General features: G+C 71.3%; 14 protein-coding genes. 9 read left to right on the top strand and 5 right to left on the bottom strand.

Annotation, left to right across the window (positions count from 1 at the left end; genetic code table 11):
- Nucleotides 1–232: 232 nt before the first annotated feature.
- On the bottom strand, nt 233–1,693 hold the full coding sequence (locus tag ACZ6N8_RS06820) for a CCA tRNA nucleotidyltransferase (RefSeq protein WP_466008095.1): 1,461 nt from the start codon (nt 1,691–1,693) through the stop codon (nt 233–235).
- Between the two features lie 126 nt (nt 1,694–1,819).
- Between ACZ6N8_RS06820 and murJ the strand changes: the two genes are divergently transcribed.
- The 7 genes from murJ to ACZ6N8_RS06785 all read left to right on the top strand — a co-directional run bounded on the left by murJ (nt 1,820) and on the right by ACZ6N8_RS06785 (nt 10,142).
- Nucleotides 1,820–3,577: a murein biosynthesis integral membrane protein MurJ gene (gene murJ, locus ACZ6N8_RS06815; RefSeq protein ID WP_364370204.1), complete on the top strand. Its 1,758-nt coding sequence runs from the start codon at nt 1,820–1,822 to the stop codon at nt 3,575–3,577.
- Between the two features lie 445 nt (nt 3,578–4,022).
- Entirely contained in the window at nt 4,023–5,633 is a 1,611-nt protein-coding gene (locus ACZ6N8_RS06810; protein WP_466008093.1) for a protein kinase family protein, read from the top strand.
- 43 nt (nt 5,634–5,676) lie between these two features.
- Nucleotides 5,677–6,372, top strand: a complete 696-nt coding sequence (sigM, locus tag ACZ6N8_RS06805; protein WP_466008091.1) for an RNA polymerase sigma factor SigM — start codon at nt 5,677–5,679, stop codon at nt 6,370–6,372.
- Nucleotides 6,369–7,328: a hypothetical protein gene (locus ACZ6N8_RS06800; RefSeq protein ID WP_466008089.1), complete on the top strand. Its 960-nt coding sequence runs from the start codon at nt 6,369–6,371 to the stop codon at nt 7,326–7,328. The genes sigM and ACZ6N8_RS06800 overlap by 4 nt, the downstream gene beginning before the upstream one ends.
- Before the next feature lie 180 nt (nt 7,329–7,508).
- Nucleotides 7,509–8,459, top strand: coding sequence for a thioredoxin-disulfide reductase (gene trxB, locus ACZ6N8_RS06795; protein ID WP_364370192.1), 951 nt, complete (start codon nt 7,509–7,511; stop codon nt 8,457–8,459).
- 30 nt (nt 8,460–8,489) lie between these two features.
- Entirely contained in the window at nt 8,490–8,813 is a 324-nt protein-coding gene (gene trxA / locus ACZ6N8_RS06790) for a thioredoxin (protein ID WP_053651673.1), read from the top strand.
- A 162-nt stretch (nt 8,814–8,975) separates the two neighbouring features.
- Entirely contained in the window at nt 8,976–10,142 is a 1,167-nt protein-coding gene (locus ACZ6N8_RS06785) for an N-acetylmuramoyl-L-alanine amidase (RefSeq protein WP_364370188.1), read from the top strand.
- A gap of 22 nt (nt 10,143–10,164) precedes the next feature.
- Here ACZ6N8_RS06785 and ACZ6N8_RS06780 read toward each other — a convergent pair whose 3' ends face one another.
- Nucleotides 10,165–10,830 carry a GNAT family N-acetyltransferase gene (locus ACZ6N8_RS06780; RefSeq protein WP_074315552.1) on the bottom strand — a complete coding sequence of 222 codons (666 nt, stop codon included), beginning with the start codon at nt 10,828–10,830 and terminating at the stop codon, nt 10,165–10,167.
- Between the two features lie 287 nt (nt 10,831–11,117).
- Between ACZ6N8_RS06780 and ACZ6N8_RS06775 the strand changes: the two genes are divergently transcribed.
- Together ACZ6N8_RS06775 and ACZ6N8_RS06770 are read left to right on the top strand one after the other, a co-directional pair.
- Nucleotides 11,118–12,434, top strand: a complete 1,317-nt coding sequence (locus tag ACZ6N8_RS06775) for an aminotransferase-like domain-containing protein (RefSeq protein ID WP_466008087.1) — start codon at nt 11,118–11,120, stop codon at nt 12,432–12,434.
- Nucleotides 12,435–12,441: 7 nt separating this feature from the next.
- Entirely contained in the window at nt 12,442–13,443 is a 1,002-nt protein-coding gene (locus tag ACZ6N8_RS06770) for a D-alanine--D-alanine ligase family protein (protein ID WP_387117240.1), read from the top strand.
- 114 nt (nt 13,444–13,557) lie between these two features.
- Here ACZ6N8_RS06770 and ACZ6N8_RS06765 read toward each other — a convergent pair whose 3' ends face one another.
- The 3 genes from ACZ6N8_RS06765 to ACZ6N8_RS06755 form a co-directional block, all read right to left on the bottom strand.
- Nucleotides 13,558–14,571: a hypothetical protein gene (locus tag ACZ6N8_RS06765; protein WP_466008085.1), complete on the bottom strand. Its 1,014-nt coding sequence runs from the start codon at nt 14,569–14,571 to the stop codon at nt 13,558–13,560.
- A 1,558-nt stretch (nt 14,572–16,129) separates the two neighbouring features.
- On the bottom strand, nt 16,130–17,143 hold the full coding sequence (locus ACZ6N8_RS06760) for a ParB/RepB/Spo0J family partition protein (protein WP_466008083.1): 1,014 nt from the start codon (nt 17,141–17,143) through the stop codon (nt 16,130–16,132).
- Nucleotides 17,144–17,170: 27 nt separating this feature from the next.
- On the bottom strand, nt 17,171–18,142 hold the full coding sequence (locus tag ACZ6N8_RS06755; protein ID WP_466008337.1) for a ParA family protein: 972 nt from the start codon (nt 18,140–18,142) through the stop codon (nt 17,171–17,173).
- Between the last annotated feature and the right edge of the window lie 278 nt (nt 18,143–18,420).

Raw genomic sequence — 18,420 nt, 5'->3', positions numbered from 1 at the left:
ATGCCGGCATCGACGATCGGTGACTGACCGAGAGCCGACAGGATGCCCCGACATCATCGGCGAGAGATCGATGGACGCGCCTCATCTTTTCGGCCGGCAAGCGAACGATTCGTGCCCGTGAATGGCAGGCGTGCCCTGTTCACGGCCCGACAGGGCGCCGCATCGGGCGCGAAATGCCGGCTCGGCGGAGGGCCAGCCGTCCCGACAGAGTCCGTTCTGGACATGCTCGGGCTCAGGTGATCAGGCCCTCGGCGCGGGCCCAGCGCAGCAGTTCCGCCTCGGCGGCGTCGCGGTCCAGCGGCCCGTGCTCCAGGCGCTGCTCCTTGAGGTGCTTCCAGGCCCGCCCGACGACAGGCCCCGGCGGTACGCCGAGCAGCTCCATGATCGCGTTGCCGTCGAGGTCGGGGCGGACCCGTGCCAGGTCCTCCTCGGCCGCGATCCGGGCGATCCGGTCCTCCAACGCGTCGTAGTCGGCGGCGAGCTGGGCCGCCTTGCGACGGTTGCGGGTCGTGCAGTCCGAGCGGGTCAGCTTGTGCAGCCGGGGCAGCAGGTCACCGGCGTCGGCGACGTAGCGGCGCACCGCCGAGTCGGTCCACTCGCCTCGCCCGTACCCGTAGAAGCGAAGGTGCAGCGCGACGAGCGCGGTCACCTTCGCGGTGATCTCCTTGGGGTAGCGCATCGCCTTCATCCGGGCCTTGGTCAGCCTGGCGCCCACCACCTCGTGGTGGTGGAAGCTGACCCGGCCGTCGGACCCGACCGCCTTCGTCGCCGGCTTGCCCACGTCGTGCATGAGGGCGGCCATCCGCAGGATGAAGTCGCAGCCCTCCTCCTCGAAGGAGACCGCGTTCTCGACGACCGTCAGGGTGTGCTCGTAGACGTCCTTGTGCTGGGCGTGCTCGTCGATCTCCAGCTTCAGACCGGTCAGCTCGGGCAGGAACCGCTCGGCCAGCCCCGTGTCGACGAGCAGCCGCAGCCCGGTGATCGGGTCCGCGCCGCAGAGCAGCTTGGTGAACTCGTCGCGGATCCGTTCGGCGGTGATCCGGTCCAGGTCCGCCGACATGTCGCTCATCGCCCGGTGCGCGTCGGGATGGACGGTGAAGCCCAGCTGGGCGGCGAACCGGGCCGCCCGCAGCATCCGCAGCGGGTCGTCGCCGAACGACTCGCGGGGGGTGCTGGGGGTACGGATCACCTTTGCCGAGAGGTCGTCCAACCCGCCGTGCGGATCGGTGAACCGATGCTCCGGCAGGCTTACCGCCATCGCGTTGATCGTGAAGTCGCGCCGCTTCAGGTCCTCGTCGAGGCTGGTGCCGTACACGACCACCGGGTTGCGGCTGACCTGGTCGTACGACTCGGCGCGAAAGGTGGTGATCTCCAGCCGGAGGCCGGCGCGCTGAGCCCCGATGGTGCCGAACTCCCGGCCGGTCTCCCAGATCGACTCGGCCCAGCCCTTGAGGATCCGCAGCGTCTCGTCGGGGTGCGCGTCGGTGCAGAAGTCCAGGTCGTCGCCGAGCCGGCCGAGCAGGGCGTCCCGTACCGAACCACCCACCAGGTGCAACTCGTGACCGGCGCGCACGAACCGGCGGCCCAACTCGTCGGCGACCGGGGAGACCCGGAGCAGTTCGGCGACGGCGTTGCGCTGCGCGGCGGTGAGTTCGCGGCGGTCGGCGGCGTGGGGAGCGGAGACTTCGGACATGGGATCGCCAGCCTATCGGGCCGGGGTGTGATCGGATCCGCCGGGCGCGGGTAACGGGTACGGGTTGACTATGGTCTGTGACGTGCGGGTCGGTGCCCGGCTCGACGTACCCCTGGGAGGCTGGAGATGAGCGGCGGGCTCTACCGCAGCGCGAACGCCGCGCAGGACGGCGGTGCGGGAGCCGGCGTGCGACCCGGGGACGGCGCAACGTTCATCTCCGCCGAGCCGCTGAACCAGCCGGCCATGGAGTCGACCGCGCCGCCGCAGGAGCAGATCGGTGAGGCGAGCGCGGCGACGAACAGCGCGGTGATGGCCATCGGCAGCCTGGTGAGCCGGGGTACTGGCTTCCTGCGTACGTTGGCGTTGACCGCCGCGCTCGGTGGCGCGCTCGTCGGTGACGCGTACACGACCGCGCAGATCCTGCCGGGGATGGTGTACGAGTTCCTGCTCGGCGGCATCCTGACCAGCGTCCTGATCCCGGTGCTGGTACGCCGCCGCAAGGTCGACTCCGACGGCGGTCAGGCGTACGCCCAGCGGCTCCTGACCCTCGCGGTGCTCACGCTGGCGGGGGCGGCCCTGCTCGCCGTCCTGTCGGCGGGCCTGCTGACCCAGCTCTACGCCGGCGACAACACCGGGGACGACTTCCGGAGCCTGGTCAAGGCACTGTCCTACCTGATGCTGCCGATGATCTTCTTCACCGGCCTCAGCGCGCTGATCAGCGCCGTGCTCAACACGCGGGGGCACTTCGCCGCCCCGATGTGGGCGCCAATCCTCAACAACATCGTGGTGATCGCGACCGCGGGTCTGTACATCGCCATCTTCGGCGCGAAGATCGTCAAGCCGGAGGACATGACCACCGGCCGGATCCTGCTGATCGGTGGCGGCACGCTGCTCGGCGTCGCCATCCAGGCCGCCGGACTGCTGCCGGCGCTGCGCAAGGTCGGCTTCCGCTGGAAGCTGCGGTTCGACTTCCGCACGCTGGGTCTGCGCGAGCTGGGCCGCCTGGGCGGCTGGATGTTCTGCTACGTCGCGGTGAGCCAGGTCGGGCTGATCGTGCTGTTCAACCTGCTGAACAGGGCCGGTAAGGAGAACGCCGCCGGTCCACTGATCTACAACAACGTGTTCCTGCTGCTCATGATGGCGCACGGCATCATCGCCGTCTCGATCATTACGGCGCTGATGCCCCGGATGAGCGCCGCGGCGGCCGACGGGCGGTACGCCGATGTCGCGGCCGACCTGTCCCGGGGCACCCGGACGGTCTCGGCGGTGCTCGCCCCGATCGCGGTCTGCTACGCGGTGCTGGCGACCCCGCTGGCGGTGACGCTGTTCCGCTACGGCGCGTTCACCGACGAGAACGCCGCCGACACGTCACTGGTGCTGCTGCTGGCGGCGCTGGCGCTTGTGCCGTTCGCCATCAGCCAGCTCTTCACCTTCGCCTTCTACGCTCTGCCGGACACACGCACCCCGGCGCTGATCAACATTCCGGTGGTGGCGCTGCGGATCGGCGTCCAGGTGGTCCTCTACGTCGCCTTCGCCGCGCACTTCGCGGCGGCCGGGATGATGATCGGCAACGCCGTGTCCTACCTGGCCGCGGCGTTCGCCTCCGCCTGGCTGCTGCGACCCCGGGTCGGCCGGATCGGGATGGGCGCCATCCTGCGCACCCTCGGCCGGGTGGCGGTCGCCGCGTTGGGTTCGGCGCTGGTCGGCCTGCTCGTGGTGAGCCTGCTGCCCGGCGGCGACACGCCGAGTTGGATGCAGGCGGTCGTCCAGCTCGTGATCGGCGGGGCGGTGATCGGCGGGACCTACCTCGGGCTGGCCACTGTGCTGCGGATCGGGGAGATCACCGAGGTGGTCGGCATGGTCCGCCGCCGACTCGGTCGCTGACCGCAGGGTTCCGGGCACAGAATGTTGTGGCCGTACGGAACGTGACCGCGGATCACCAGGCTGGGGATGCACCTGTGGATAACTGCGCGATTCGCCGGTCAGCCACCGGATCGGCCTGTGGATAACCAACCGTACGGATGAGCGTGACCGCCCGATCGGTGGGAACATGCCGGTTGGCGAGGGTGCCACGACAGGGTCAGCCCCAACGTCGGTCACTTGCGGTGAAGCCGTAGATTGGCTAGTACATGTGCCAGCAACGTGGCTGAGAACGGTCGTAACCGGACGACTGCCCTGACTCCCGGCACCCCGCCGGGTACGGCGGGAAGATGACATGTCGGGGAGACGGGCAACCCGGGTAAGGTCCTTCTCGACGGGTACGGCAGGCGCCGACGCTGGGCGTCGACACCGGTCGGCCGGTTCCTTCGACGGCAGAGCGGGAAGCCACATGCCCAGCAGTTCGGGTCCATCGATCGACACGATCACCGAGGGAGGACGGGTGACCCAGGTCGGCGAGGGTCAGGAGGCGGACGAGAGCGCTCCGCCGGTCATGACCTTCGGTGCTCCCACGGCCGGTGAAATCCTCGCCGAGCGTTACGAGCTGGTCGAGCACATCAACAACGACAGCGCGGGTCGGCTGGTCTGGCGCGGAGTCGACGTCATCCTGCGCCGTCCCGTCGCGGTGGTGCTGCGCTATCCGGGTGGCGACTCCGCCACCGAGATGCTCCAGGCCGCTGTCGCGGCCAGCCGGGTCATCCACCCCAACCTGGTCGGCGTCTACGACGCGATCGACGAGGCCGAGCGGGCGTACGTGGTCCGTGAGTGGGTCGACGGGCAGTCCCTGCGCGACCTGGCGACCGAGGGCCCGCTGGACCCGGCCCGGGCCACCGCGATCGGCAACGCCGTCGCGAGTGCGCTCGCCGCGGTGCACGCCACAGGCATGGTGCACGGAAACGTCCACCCCGGCACCGTCATGATCAGCGACGAGGGCCGCGTGGTGCTGGCCGACGCGCGCACCGACGGCGCCGACAGCCAGGAGAACGACATCCGGGCTGTCGGCGGCATCCTCTACTTCGCCCTGACCGGCCACTGGCCGCACGCCGAGGCGCCACTGCACGGCGCCACCGCCGGCCATGGACGGGCGGCCATTCCGGACGGTGTCCGGGACGCCACAGGCGCCATCGCGGCACCCCGGCAGGTCCGGGCCGGTGTGCCCGCGTACCTGGACGACCTGACGATGGACCTGCTCGACGCCGAGATCGCCCCGCCCTCGTCGGACGTGCTCGCCGCCGAGTTGGCGCGACTGGACGTGCCGGCCGAGGATGAGCACTACCTCGACAACAGTGGCCCGCTGCGGTTCGCGGCCGACACCGAGGAGGAGCCGTCCCCGCTGGCGGCTGCCGGTGGCCGCAAGGTCGCGATCGGCATCGCCGGTCTGTTGGCGGTCGCCCTGGTCGGTCTGCTGATCGGGATCAGCGCGCTCGGTGGCGACGGCGACAAGGACCAGCAGGCCAACCCGGTCGCCCCACCCACCTCCAGCGCCCCGGCCGGCGATGCCACCCCGGCCGCCGCCACGGCCCGCAAGCTGACCGTGAAGAACGTCCGGATCATCGACCCGGAGAGCAAGGACCGCAGCGAGGTCGACGGCGCCGACAAGGTCATCGACGGTGACGAGGACAAGGGCTGGGAGACCGAGACGTACCGCGACCGGCCCAACTTCGGCAACCTGAAGAAGGGCATGGGCGTCTGGATCGACCTCGGCGAGCCGCACACAGTCAAGTCGGTCCAGGCGGTGCTGTCGGCCACCGGGGCGTCCGCCCAGCTCCTCGCCGGTACGACCAACCCGCCGTCCGACTCCAGCGGTGACAAGCAGTTGGTCGCGAGCTACAAGACGCCGATCGGCCAGCCGTTCGAGGACCACGACGGCACGACCATGACGTTCAACGGCTTCGACGCCGACACGAAATACCGGTACCTGCTGTTCTGGATCACCCAGCTGCCGCCGTCCGAGGGCGGGTTCAAGCTGGGGGTGCAGGAGATCACGGTCCAGGGGTCGTGAGCCGGGCACCACGGTCCGGGCACCGCATCCGCTGGACGCGGTGATGGACGGGCGCGACGCGGCGACGGACCTGGAGCTGCTGCGCGCCCACGTCGCCGGCGATCGGGACGCGTTCGCCGAGTTGTTCCGCAGACACCGGGACCGGTTGTGGGCGGTGGCCCTGCGGACGCTCGGCGACCGCGAGGAGGCGGCGGACGCCCTCCAGGACGCGCTGCTGTCCGCGCACCGGGCGGCCGGCCGTTTCCGCGGTGACTCCGCGGTCACCACCTGGCTGCACCGGATCGTGGTCAACGCCTGCCTGGACCGGATCCGACGCCGCCAGGCGCATCCCACGGTGCCGCTGCCCGACGGCGACCCGGCCGGGGACGGCTCCGGCAACCGGGGTGTGGAGCCGGCCGCGCCGATACAGGACCACGACACCGCGCTCGTGGTCCGCCAGGCACTCGCCACCCTGCCCGTCGAACAGCGCGCCGCCCTGGTGCTGGTGGACGTGCAGGGCTACCCCGTCGCCGAGGTGGCTCGCATCCTCGGTGTCGCCGAGGGAACGGTGAAGAGCCGCTGCGCACGGGGCAGAGCCCGGCTCGCGGTGACGCTCGGGCACCTCCGTCCGGCCCGTCCGCAGCCGTCGGACCAGGTCGCGGACGTGCCGGGCGTCACCCCGGGGAACCCACGGCCGGTGGAGGGCGTCGGATCGGGGCCGGGCCGTTACCGGCGGGACGCCAATCAGGAGGACACGTGACGACCGAGGGGTTCAGGGAGGTCGACGACGACCTGCTTGCTGACTACCTCGGCGGGGCGCTGGACGGCACGCCGCAGCAGGCGGAGGTCGCCCGTCTGGTGGATTCGGACCCGGCGTGGGCCGAGGCGCACGCCCGGCTGGACTCCGCGCTGACGCAGGTGCAGGCCGACCTGGCCGAGTGGGCCGGCCCGTCTCCGGAGATGCCGCCGGCGGTCGCCGACCGGCTCCTCGCGGCGCTGGCCGCCGCTGACGACACCACCGCCGCCCCGGGTGTCGTACCGGCCCAGGGTGGAGCGGGTCGGCGGCCCGCCGAACCCGATCGCACGGCCGCCACCGGCCCTGGCCGCCGTCGGCGCCGCTGGGTGCGGCGTGGGGCACCGGTGGCCGTCGCGGCGGTCGCCGTCGTCGGGGTCGCGTTGGGCCTCAACCATCTGTCGATGGACGCCTCCGACATCGCCGGCACCAGCGCCCTGGACCGGCCGGCCAGCGCGCCCGAGGGCGCCGCGACGGCCGGAGCGGTCCGCACCACCGGGCCGGCACTGCGCAGCGGTACGGACTACGACCCGCAGACCCTCGGGGACGCGGAGCGGCCGGCGCCCTACCAGGCCACCGACATCCCCACCCGCACCCCGTCCGGCGCTCCCGGCGACGCCCCCGCCAACCAGCCCGGGGTGGACGCCGAGGGAGGCCGACGGCCCGCGCCGGACGGTCTGGACCAGCTGGCGCGCCTCACCGACCAGAGGGCGCTGACCGCCTGCCTGGCCGACGTGGCGACGGAGCACGGTTCCGCCCCGCTGGTGGTCGAGGTGATCGACTTCGCCGAGTTCCAGGGTGAGCAGGCGTTGGTCATCAGGTTCACCGACTCCACCGGGGCCCGCTGGGCCTGGGTGAGCGGTCCGGAGTGCGGTGTCCCAGGGTCCGGCTCGGACACGCGGTATTCGACGCGGGTAGGGTGAATCAGCGGTCACCGGTGCGATGACCTTCTACGTGACCTGACCCACCGGATGCCCGGCTCGGGAATCCCCGGTTCGTACGATGACGTTCTGGAAGTCAGCTGCCGGCACCCCCCAGGCGTCGGCACTCGGATCGGCGTCGGTGCGCACCGACGCCGAACACACACAACGCGGGAGACGGCAGTGGACGAGGTCCGCAACCTGATCATCATCGGCTCCGGGCCGGCCGGTTACACGGCGGCGGTCTACGCCGCACGCGCCAACCTGAAGCCGCTGATCATCGAGGGCGTCCAGTCCGGTGGCGCGCTGATGACCACCACCGAGGTGGAAAACTTCCCCGGCTTCGCCGACGGCATCCTCGGCCCCGAGCTGATGGACAACATGCGCAAGCAGGCCGAGCGGTTCGGCGCCGAGTTCCTCACCGACGACGTGACCCGGGTCGAGCTGGTGGACACCGGCGACGCCGGTTCGGGCGCGCTGAGCACCGTCTGGGTCGGCGAGACCGCGTACCGGGCCCGCTCGATCATCCTCTCCACCGGGTCGGCCTGGCGTCCGCTGGGCGTGCCCGGCGAGCAGGAGTACCTGGGCCACGGTGTGTCCGCGTGTGCCACCTGTGACGGCTTCTTCTTCCGCAACCAGCACATCGTGGTCGTCGGCGGCGGTGACTCGGCGATGGAGGAGGCCACCTTCCTCACCCGTTTCGCCGACACGGTCACCATCATCCACAGGCGCGACTCGTTCCGGGCCAGCAAGATCATGGCTGACCGGGCGCTGAGCAACGAGAAGATCAAGGTCGAGTGGAACAGCACCGTCGAGGAGATCCTGGGCGACGACGGCAAGGTCACCGGCGTACGGGTCCGCAACGTGCACAGCGGCGAGACCAAGGTGATGGACGTGACTGGTGTCTTCGTGGCCATCGGTCACGACCCGCGCAGTGAGCTGTTCCAGGGCCAGGTCGAGCTGGACGACGAGGGCTACGTGAAGGTTCAGGCCCCGAGCACCCGCACCAACGTGCCAGGTGTGTTCGCCGCCGGCGACGTGGTCGACCACACCTACCGTCAGGCGATCACCGCGGCCGGCACCGGCTGTGCCGCCGCGCTCGACGCCGAGCGGTTTATCGCGACGCTCAGCTGAAACAAGAACAGATCCCGGAGGAGGGGCACAGTGGGAAATACCAAGGCGGTCACGGACAAGAGCTTCGTCGCTGACGTGCTGCAGGCGGACAAGCCGGTTCTGGTGGACTTCTGGGCCGAGTGGTGCGGCCCCTGCCGCAAGGTGTCGCCGCTGCTCGAGGAGATCGCCGGCGAGATGGGCGACCGGGTCAGCATCGTCAAGCTCAACATCGACGAGAACCCGGAGACCGCCCGCGCCTACCGGGTGATGTCCGTACCGACGCTCACCGTGTTCAAGAACGGCCAGCCGGTGCAGTCGATCGCGGGTGCCAAGCCGAAGGGCGAGCTGGTCCGGCTCATCGAATCGGCTCTCTGACCAGCAGAAACATCACCGAACCCCGTACCCCTCAAGGGGGGTGCGGGGTTCGCTGTTTCCGGGGCCGTTTTTCTCGGCCCGAGCCCCCACACCGCCCCGGAACGCATAGCCTCAAGCCGAGGCCGCGCCCGGCCAGCCAGCGTTGTGCAGAGGGGGTCGAGCGTGCGTCCGATCCGACCCGGTGACCGGGGGCCAGCGGTCACGGAGATCCGAACCATCCTCACCGGCCTCGACCTGCTCGCGTCCACTGCCGGCGCGAACGCCGACGAGTTCGACCTCGACACCGAACGGGCGGTCCGCGCGTTCCAGCAGTCCCGGGGGCTCAGCGTCGACGGTCGGGTCGGGTCGGAGACCTGGGGGGCGCTGGACGCCGCACGCTGGAGGCTCGGCGCCCGCACCCTCTACCACGCGGTCCCCGACCCGCTCACCGGCGAGGACGTCCGGTCGCTCCAGGAGCGGCTGCTGGAGATGGGGTACGACGTGGGTCGCGCGGACGCCATCTACGGCATCCGCACCTCCCGCGCGGTTGCCCAGTTCCAGCGCGAGGTCGGGCTCACCCCCGACGGCTCCTGCGGCCCGCACACCATGAACGCGCTGCGCCGGATCGGCCGCAAGGTCGTCGGTGGCCGTCCCCAGTGGCTGCGCGAGTCCGACGCCATCCGGCAGTCCGGGCCGGCGCTGGTCGGCAAGACGGTCGTCATCGACCCCGGGCACGGCGGCACCGACCCGGGCATGGTGGTGCCCGACGGGCCGCTGCGCTGGACGGAGGCGGACCTGGTGCACGACCTTGCGAGCCGGCTGGAGGGGCGGCTCGCCGCGTCCGGAGTACGGGTGCAGCTGACCAGGGGTCCGGCGCCCGACAGCTGCCTGCCGGACACCGATCGGGCGCTGCTGGCCAACTCGCTCGGCGCCGACGTGTTCATCTCGCTGCACCTCGACGGGCACGCCAACCCGGACGCCGAAGGCGTGGCGACCTACCACTACGGCACCGACAACGGCGTGACCTCGGCGACCGGCGAACGGCTGGCCGGGTTGGTCCAGCGGGAGATCGTCGCGCGGACCGGGCTACGGGACTGCCGTACCCATGCCAAGGCCTGGGACCTGCTGCGGTTGACGCGGATGCCTGCCGTCCGGGTCGAGGTCGGCTACCTCACCTCGCCGACGGACCGCGCCCGGCTGGTCGACCCCCGGTTCCGCGACCGGGTGGTGGAGGCGATCGTGGCAGCGGTGCAGCGCATGTACTACCCGATCGAGCGGGACGTCCCGACCGGCTCGCTCGACGTCAGCGAACTGCGGGCGGTGGTGCACGCCGCCACGGTGGTCAGCTGAGCGGCGGTGCTGCGGCGGATGCTCAGCCGCCGGTGGAGCGGGTCGCCGGGGCGGGCCGCACCGGGCGGAGCAGGGTCTCCGGGCTCATCGAGCCGAGGAGCTTCTCCAGCGCGTACTCGACGTCGGACTTCCAGCTCAGGGCGGTCCGCAGCTCAAGGCGCAGTCGGGGGAACCGGGGATGCGGCCGGACGGTCTTGAAGCCGACGGAGAGGAAGAAGTCGGCAGGCGCGACGCACCCGCCCGCCGGGTCGTCGGCGTCCCCGAACTTCGCGTCGCCGAACGCCTCGATCGCCTTGATCCCCCGCTTGGTCAGGTCCCGGGCGACGCCCTGCACAAGCATCCGACCCAGCCCGCCACCGGCGAACGCGGCCACCACGTTCGCGGTCATCAACAGCGCCGCGTCGGCGGAGACCGGCGACGTCGGGAAGGCCATCGAGCGGGGAACGTAGGCCGGCGGGGCGTACATCACGAAGCCGGCCGGCATGCCGTCGACGTACGCGAGCTTGCCGCACGAACCCCATTCCAGCAGGGTCTGGGAGACCCACGCCTCCTTCTCCAGGCCCGGGTCGCCGGCGGCGCACGCCCGGTCGGCGGACACCGGATCCAGCTCCCAGTAGACGCACTGCCGGCAGGGGCGAGGAAGATCCTCCAGCGTGTCGAGGGTCAGGCTGACCAGACGTCGCGACATATGGCGCATCCCCACAATAGGCTCGGCGGTGAGACCGGCACGCAACGACAGCGCCGCCTTCCTGTCCCCGACGAGCGATCGTACGCCGCCGATCGGCGGTACGGGAGGGGACGCGCAGATCGTCACCGCACCGGGGGACGGGTCCGGGATGTGGACGATCCGTCTCGGCAGGCCGGCACGCTGGCCAAAGGCGGCTAGGATCGACAATCGGTGTCCCGACCGCCATGGTCACGTGCGTGCGGGGTACCCGGGGCGGGAGCCACCCGAGCAGCGATCGAGGTGAGGTCATGACCGGCACGACACTCGACGACTACACCGACCGGTACGCCCGGCGGGTACGAGGGATGACCGCCTCCGAGATCCGAGCACTCTTCGCCGTGGCCAGCAGGCCGGAGGTCGTCTCGCTCGCCGGTGGAGCACCGTACATCGCCGCCCTGCCGCTCGACGCGGTCGGAGAGATGCTCGGCCGGCTCGGCTCCGAGCACGGCGTCACCACCCTCCAGTACGGCATCGGCCAGGGCACCCTGGAGCTGCGCGAGCGGATCTGCGAGGTGATGGCGCTCTCCGGAATCGACGCCGGGTGCGGCGCCTCCCCCGAGGACGTGGTCGTCACCGTCGGTGGGCAGCAGGCTCTGGACCTGGTGGCCCGACTCTTCCTCGACCCGGGCGACGTGGTGCTCGCCGAGGGGCCGACCTACGTCGGCGCGCTCGGGGTTTTCCAGGCTGCCCAGGCTCAGGTCGCACACGTACCCATGGACGCCGACGGGCTGATCCCGGAGGCACTGGAGGCGGCCATCGCCGACCTGGCCCGCGCGGGGCGGCGGGTGAAGTTCCTCTACACGATCCCCACCTACCAGAACCCGACGGGCGTGACGCTCAGCGAGGAGCGCCGGGAACGGGTGCTCGACATCTGCGAGCGCGCCGGCCTGCTCGTCGTCGAGGACGACCCGTACGGCCAGTTGGGGTTCGAGGGTGACGCGCCGGCGCCGCTGCGGGCCCGCCGCCGAGACGGGGTGTTCTACCTCAGCACCTTCTCCAAGACCTTCGCGCCGGGTCTGCGGGTCGGCTGGATCCTGGCGCCGCACGCGGTCCGCGACAAGCTGGTCATCGCCAGCGAGGCGCAGATCCTCTGCCCCAGCGGCTACGCCCAGGCGGCGGTGGCCACCTACCTCGGCACGATGCCGTGGCGGCAGCAGCTCAAGGTCTACCGCGAGGTCTACCGGGAACGACGCGACGCCCTGCTCGACGCGATGGCCGACCTCATGCCCGAGGGCACCAGCTGGACCACGCCGGCCGGCGGCCTGTTCGTCTGGGCCACCCTGCCCGAAGGGCTGGACTCGAAGGCGATGATGCCGCGCGCGGTCGCCGCCCGGGTCGCGTACGTGCCCGGCACCGGCTTCTACGCCGACGGCACCGGCACCGGCACCATGCGGTTGAACTTCAGCTTCCCGCCGCCGGAGCGGATCCGCGAGGGCGTCCGCCGGCTGGCCGGCGTGATGGAGCAGGAGATCGCGATGCGCCGGGTCTTCGGTGCCGTCGGCGGCGGCGCCGCGGGTCGGCGCGGGCAGGCCGGCTCCGACGTGCCAGGTCCTGACTTGGCATGATGCCGGCATGGGTACGACAGCCGAGCGCCTCCTCGTGACCGATCCTGCCGTCTCGGCCGACCTGCGGGTGCTTGTGCTCGCCGGCGGGCTCTCCTACGAGCGGGATGTGTCGCTGCGCTCCGGCCGGCGGGTCCTCGACGCGCTGCGTGCCGTAGGCGTCGAGGCGGAACTGCGCGACGCCGACGTGGCGTTGCTACCGGCACTCGCGGCCGACCCGCCGGACGCCGTGGTGATCGCCCTGCACGGCGCGACCGGCGAGGACGGCTCGCTGCGCGGGGTGCTGGACCTGTGCGACATCCCGTACGTGGGCTGTGACGCCCGCGCCTCGCGGCTCGCCTGGGACAAGCCGTCAGCCAAGGCGGTGCTCCGCGAGGCAGGCATCCCCACCCCCGACTGGGTGGCCCTGCCGCACGACCGGTTCTCCGAGCTCGGCGCGGTCGCCGTCCTGGACCGGATCGCCGACCGCCTCGGCCTGCCCCTGATGGTCAAGCCGGCGCAGGGCGGCTCGGGGCTGGGTGGCGCGGTGGTCCGGGACGCCGCAGCGCTGCCCGCCGCGATGGTGGGCTGCTTCGCGTACGACTCCACAGCCCTGGTCGAGCGGTACGTGCAGGGGATGGACGTGGCGGTCTCCGTGGTCGATCTCGGCGACGGCCCGCAGGCACTGCCGCCGGTGGAGATCGTGCCCCGCAACGGCGTGTACGACTACGCGGCCCGCTACACCGCCGGGCGGACCACCTGGCACGCGCCGGCCCGACTGGACCCGGAGGTCGCCGCCACGGTGGCGGACGTGGCGCTAGCCGCGCACACCGCGCTCGGCCTGCGCGACCTGTCCCGCGTCGACGTGATCGTGGACGCCGCGGGCCAGCCGCACGTCCTGGAGGTCAACGTTTCACCAGGTATGACGGAGACGTCGCTGCTGCCCCTCGCCGTGCAGGCAGCCGGTCTGGACTTCGGGCGGCTCATCGGCTCGCTGGTCACCCGCGCCGCCGCCCGCGTCACAGCTTCCTGACCATCCCGCCGCGCGTCGAGGTTGGCGGCAGCCCGTCAGGTGCCACCGCCAACCTCGTTCGTCAGCGACAGTCCTGAGGTACGCCTCGACCGGACCGCCTGGCCGCGATCGCCGTCATACCGGCGTCGCCGTAGGGGCCGCCGGGGTGGTGCCCTCGTCCCCCGGTGCGGCGCTGTCGTGCCCGCCGCCGACGCCCTCGGCGTTCCCGTTCCGGCCCGTGTTCTGTTCGCCGACGCCGGCCTGCGCCGCGCTGCCGGGGGTGTCTTCGTCGACAGGTGAACCGGCGGCGTCTCCGTCGGTGGGCGAGCGGAGCGCATCCTTGTCGGTGGGCGGGACTTTGTTGGAGGGCGGGACGATGGCGTCCGCCGTTGAGGGCTCGGTGGGCGTTCCGCCCTGACCGTCGTCGTTGCTGCCGCCGTCGCCGTCGGCGCCGCTCGTCGGGTCCGACTCCGGCTCCGGGATCTCCTCCGCCGCCTCTATCACCGAGACAGCCTCCGCCTCCGCCGCGGCGTGCGCGGCGGCGGACTGGGCCAGCAGGCTGGACGGCGCCTGCCACTGGATGCGGGGAGGCTCGGCCAGCGGACGGCCGCCGAACTCCGCCAGCCACGCGGCGACGAGCGCCAGATTTTCCCGCCACTGCGCTTCGGAGATCGGCGGCAGGATCGAGTCCCACAGAGACAGGAACGTGCCCCGCAGTTGAAGCCGGCCGTACGGTCGAGCCAGGAACCACATGTGCAGGTGCGCCGAGCCGTCACCCCATCGGTTGACGTGCACCCGGGCGACGCCGTCCAGCGACCGGATGGCCCGTTCCAGACGTACGGTCATCACACCCAACTCGGCGGCGAGCAGGTTCGGCAGGTCGCCCAGGTCGAGATGAGTCCGCGATTCGAGGATGAGCACCATGGGCAGGCCCGTGGGCCGGTCCATGGCACGGACCCGCCACCGCTCGCCCACCCAGATGTAGGCGTCGTCCGGAGCGTTGCAGGCGGTGCATTCCCGGAGGCCCTCGCCCTTGCGTGGCGGTTCGACCGGGACCGGGTCGTCGAGCTGCTTCACGCGCAGGTCACCCTCGAAGGGAAACGAGGGCCACTGGGTGAAGTCCGGGACTGAGGGAGGGGTGTCGTGCACGACGCTGACCCTAACGGAGTCCGGCGCGGCTGTCCCTACCCGATCGGCAGGTGACGACCCGTCAGATCAGCGTTCGTCGTCGATCGGTCCAGTGATGTCCACAGGCTGCCAAGACCCCAGACACGGGCCGTCATCCACAGGCTGGCACCCGCTTTCACGCGGGGTTTCACGTGAAACGGGGGGTACCTGTGGACAACCGGTGTGGATAACTTTTCGAGCCCTCGTTCGTTGTGCGCCGGTCGTCGGAGTGAGATCTTCGACCCCCTGCGTCGTGGGTGAAACCGGGGCTGAAGAGTCCGCAGCCGACCGTGTCGGCTGGGGCTCCGGCCCCTGCACCGCTCGGGTCGCCAGAACTGCCTCCCGGTGCCTGACAGCCAGCCGACGGGCCTCCCCGGGACAGGCTTCTCGCGGGGCCCTCCCCAACGCGGGTCGCGCCGCGCGGCGCAACTCGTGCCGTGCGCTCGCCAGCCCACCGACCCGCTCTGGCGTGATCTGTCGGTACCGCTGCCGGGCCCCCGGCAGCCACAAGCCCAGGGGCCGGGCCAGCCGGGGCGTGGTCTCCTTCCCGTCCACACGAGCAGTACGGGGATGTCCCGGAGCGAACGCGGGCCGTCTCACTCCAGAACGCCTCGCCCGATCGGTGAATCCGCTGAGCGGGGGAGTTCTGAGTCCGGCAGAGCCCTTGCAGTCAGTCTGGCGCTCCCGCACTCGGCGCTCGCGGCCCTACCGTCAGCGCGACGGTTCTCTGCGCGATGGTCCCGGCCCGGCAGTCCCCGCCCGGCAATCCCGGCCCGGCAGTCCCCGCCCGGCAATCCCGGCCCGGCAGTCCCGGCCCGGCAGTCGCCGCCCGGCAGTCCCCGCCCGCCAGTGCCCGCCCGCCGGTCCCGCTCCAGCGTTCGTAGCTTTGCGGCCCGGCGGTCCCGATCCAGCGTTCGCGATCCGGCGTGCCCGGTCCCGGCGCAGGGGCTCGCGACCTCAACGATCCGCCCGTCGGTCCGGGTGCGGGGCTCGCGACCCGGTCCCGACCCGGCGCTCGCGCCTCGGCGTACCCGGCCCGGGCGATCCCAGCCGACGGCTCCAGCCCGGTGCTCGGGAAGCGGCGTGTGGTCCGGCTGTGCGGTGCCTCGCGCGCGGGCGAGCGCAGGCTTTGCCAGATGCGGCTGAAGCTGCAGGATGCGCCGGTGAGGGCGGGCCGCCCTAGCCGGATCACCCGCATGGGGCCACGATGCGACGAGAGACCGCGACTCGACTCACCCTGGTGCTGTCTTCTCCGGCCGCCGACAGTCCCAGAGGAGACCGCTCAGCGGGCGCGCGGCCCTTCTCCGGTGTCGCTGGAAGGTCAACCTCTCCGTCGAGTCTCCGTTTCACGTGAAACGGGCACCGGCGGAAAACGCGCCCCGCTCCATCGGCATCCACAGCCGGAGCGAACAAACGAGCGGACGAACGAACCAGGGAGCCTGACCGGCCTCGCCGTTTCACGTGAAACGGGAACCCCGAGAGTCAGAGACAGAGCGGCCGCGCCCCCCGGGGGGAGCGCGGCCGCGGCTGGCGAGGTGGGTCAGTCCTCGCTCTCCTCCTGCTGTTGAACTCCGATGATGCCGACGATCCGCTCCAGGTCGTCGACCGTGGCGAACTCAATCGTGATCTTGCCTTTGCTCCGTCCGATGTCGACCTTCACCCGGGTGTCGAACCGGTCGGACAGCCGGTCTGCGAGGTCGGAGAGGGCTGGCGCGTGGGGCTTGGGCCGGCGCTTCGCGGCCCCCTTCGCCGGACCGTCGTTGAGAGTGAGGGCCACGATCTCCTCGGTCGCACGGACCGAGAGGCCCTCGGCCACGATCCGCATCGCCAGGTGTTCCTGGGCGGCGGACTCGTCGAGGCTCAGCAGGGCCCGGGCGTGCCCAGCCGAGAGGACCCCGGCGGCGACCCGGCGCTGCACCTGCGCCGGCAGGTTGAGCAGTCGAATGGTGTTGGAGATCTGCGGGCGGCTCCGCCCGATCCGGCGGGCGAGTTCCTCGTGGGTGGCGCCGAACTCCTCCAGCAGTTGCTGGTAGGCGGCTGCCTCTTCCAACGGGTTCAGGTTGGCCCGGTGGATGTTCTCCAACAGCGCGTCGCGGAGCATGGCGTCGTCACGGGTGTCCCGGACGATCGCGGGGATGTTCTCCCGCCCCACCGCCTGGGCGGCCCGCCAGCGGCGCTCGCCCATGACGAGTTCGTACTTCTCGTCGTCGAGCTGCCGGACGACGATCGGCTGGAGGAAGCCGACCTCCTGGATCGAGATCTTCAGCTCCTCCAGCGCATCCTCGTCGAAGACCTGGCGGGGCTGCTTGGGGTTCGGCACGATCGCGTCGACCGGGATCTCGGCGAACCGGGCACCGGGCACCGGACTGAGCGCCACCTCCGGCTCCGGCCGTGCAGGTGCCAAGACCGTCGCAGGCGTTGACGCCGGGGTCCCCTCGTCGTCGACAGACTCGTTCTCCGGCTCGGCCGTCGCGGTGCCCACACCGTTGACCGGCCCGGTCGGGATGAGCGCCCCCAGGCCCCGACCCAGACCGCCCCGAGGACGGTTCTTCATGCCACGCCTCCCAGCGTCTCTTCCGCACTACGCATTCCGGCCCACCGGCTCCTTGACGCCCCGCTCGGCGATCTCCTGGGCGGCCTCGAAGTAACTCGTGGCTCCCCGCGAACCGGGATCGTAGGTCATCACCGACTGGCCGTAGCTGGGTGCCTCGGAGACCCGCACGTTGCGGGGGATGACCGCCTGGAGGACCTTGTCGCCGAAGTGGTTCCGGACGTCCTGCTCGACCGCGTCGGCCAGCCGGGTACGGCGGTCGTACATGGTCAGCAGGATCGTGGAGACGTCGAGCTTCGGGTTGAGGTGCTGCCGTACCAGGTTGATGTTGTTGATCAGCTGGTTGAGTCCCTCCAGGGCGTAGTACTCGCACTGGATGGGGATCAGTACCTCCTGGGCGGCGACCAGGGCGTTGACGGTCAGCAGACCGAGCGAGGGCGGGCAGTCGATGAAGACGTAGTCGAACTGGCCCGGGTAGGCGGCGATGGCCCGGTCGAGACGGGACTCCCGTGCCACCACCGACACCAGCTCGATCTCCGCGCCGGCGAGGTCGATGGTCGCCGGTACGCACCAGAGGTTGGGGATGCCCTCGACCGCCTGCGCGACCTCGGACAGCGGGACGCTGTTGATCAGGCAGTCGTAGACGTCCGGGATACCGGTGTGGTGCGGCACGTTGAGCCCGGTGGAGGCGTTGCCCTGAGGATCGAGGTCGACCACGAGCACCCGGTTGCCGTGCAGGGCGAGCGCCACCGCAAGGTTGACGGTGGTCGTGGTCTTGCCCACGCCGCCCTTCTGGTTGGCGACGCACATGACCCGGGTCCGGTCCGGTCGAGGCATGGTCACCTCGCCACTGGGATTCAGGATCTGCACGGCGCGCATCGCCTCCATAGCCAACGGTGGGTCATCCTCTTCGCGCGTCGGGGTTTCACGTGAAACGTACGTGGGATCTGCCGCCACTGCCGCCAGCGACTCGGCCGATGCCACAGGTATGTCGGGGGTCACCGGTGCGGCGTCCTGAGCGCCCGCCGCAGTGGGCTGGTGTGGCACCACCTGCTCGAAGCGGACGGCTGCGGCGGTGTTCCGCCGACCGACCGTCTGTCGCACCTCGACGGTGTTGGCTGGCCGGCTGAGCCCCTCCGAGGGCCTCCGCGCGGTCGTCGGTTCCGGGGCGTCCGGACGGACCGGCCTCGGTGAATCGTCGCGTGGCGCCAGCGGATCATTGTCCGCTGGTCGGGGCGACGGTCCAGAATCGCCGGGCGTCCAGCCCTGGTAGTCGGTTT

The sequence above is a fragment of the Micromonospora sp. NPDC047521 genome (assembly GCF_055587305.1).
The sequence above is the reverse complement of the archived record's forward strand: the minus strand, read 5'-3'. Positions and strand labels throughout refer to the sequence as shown.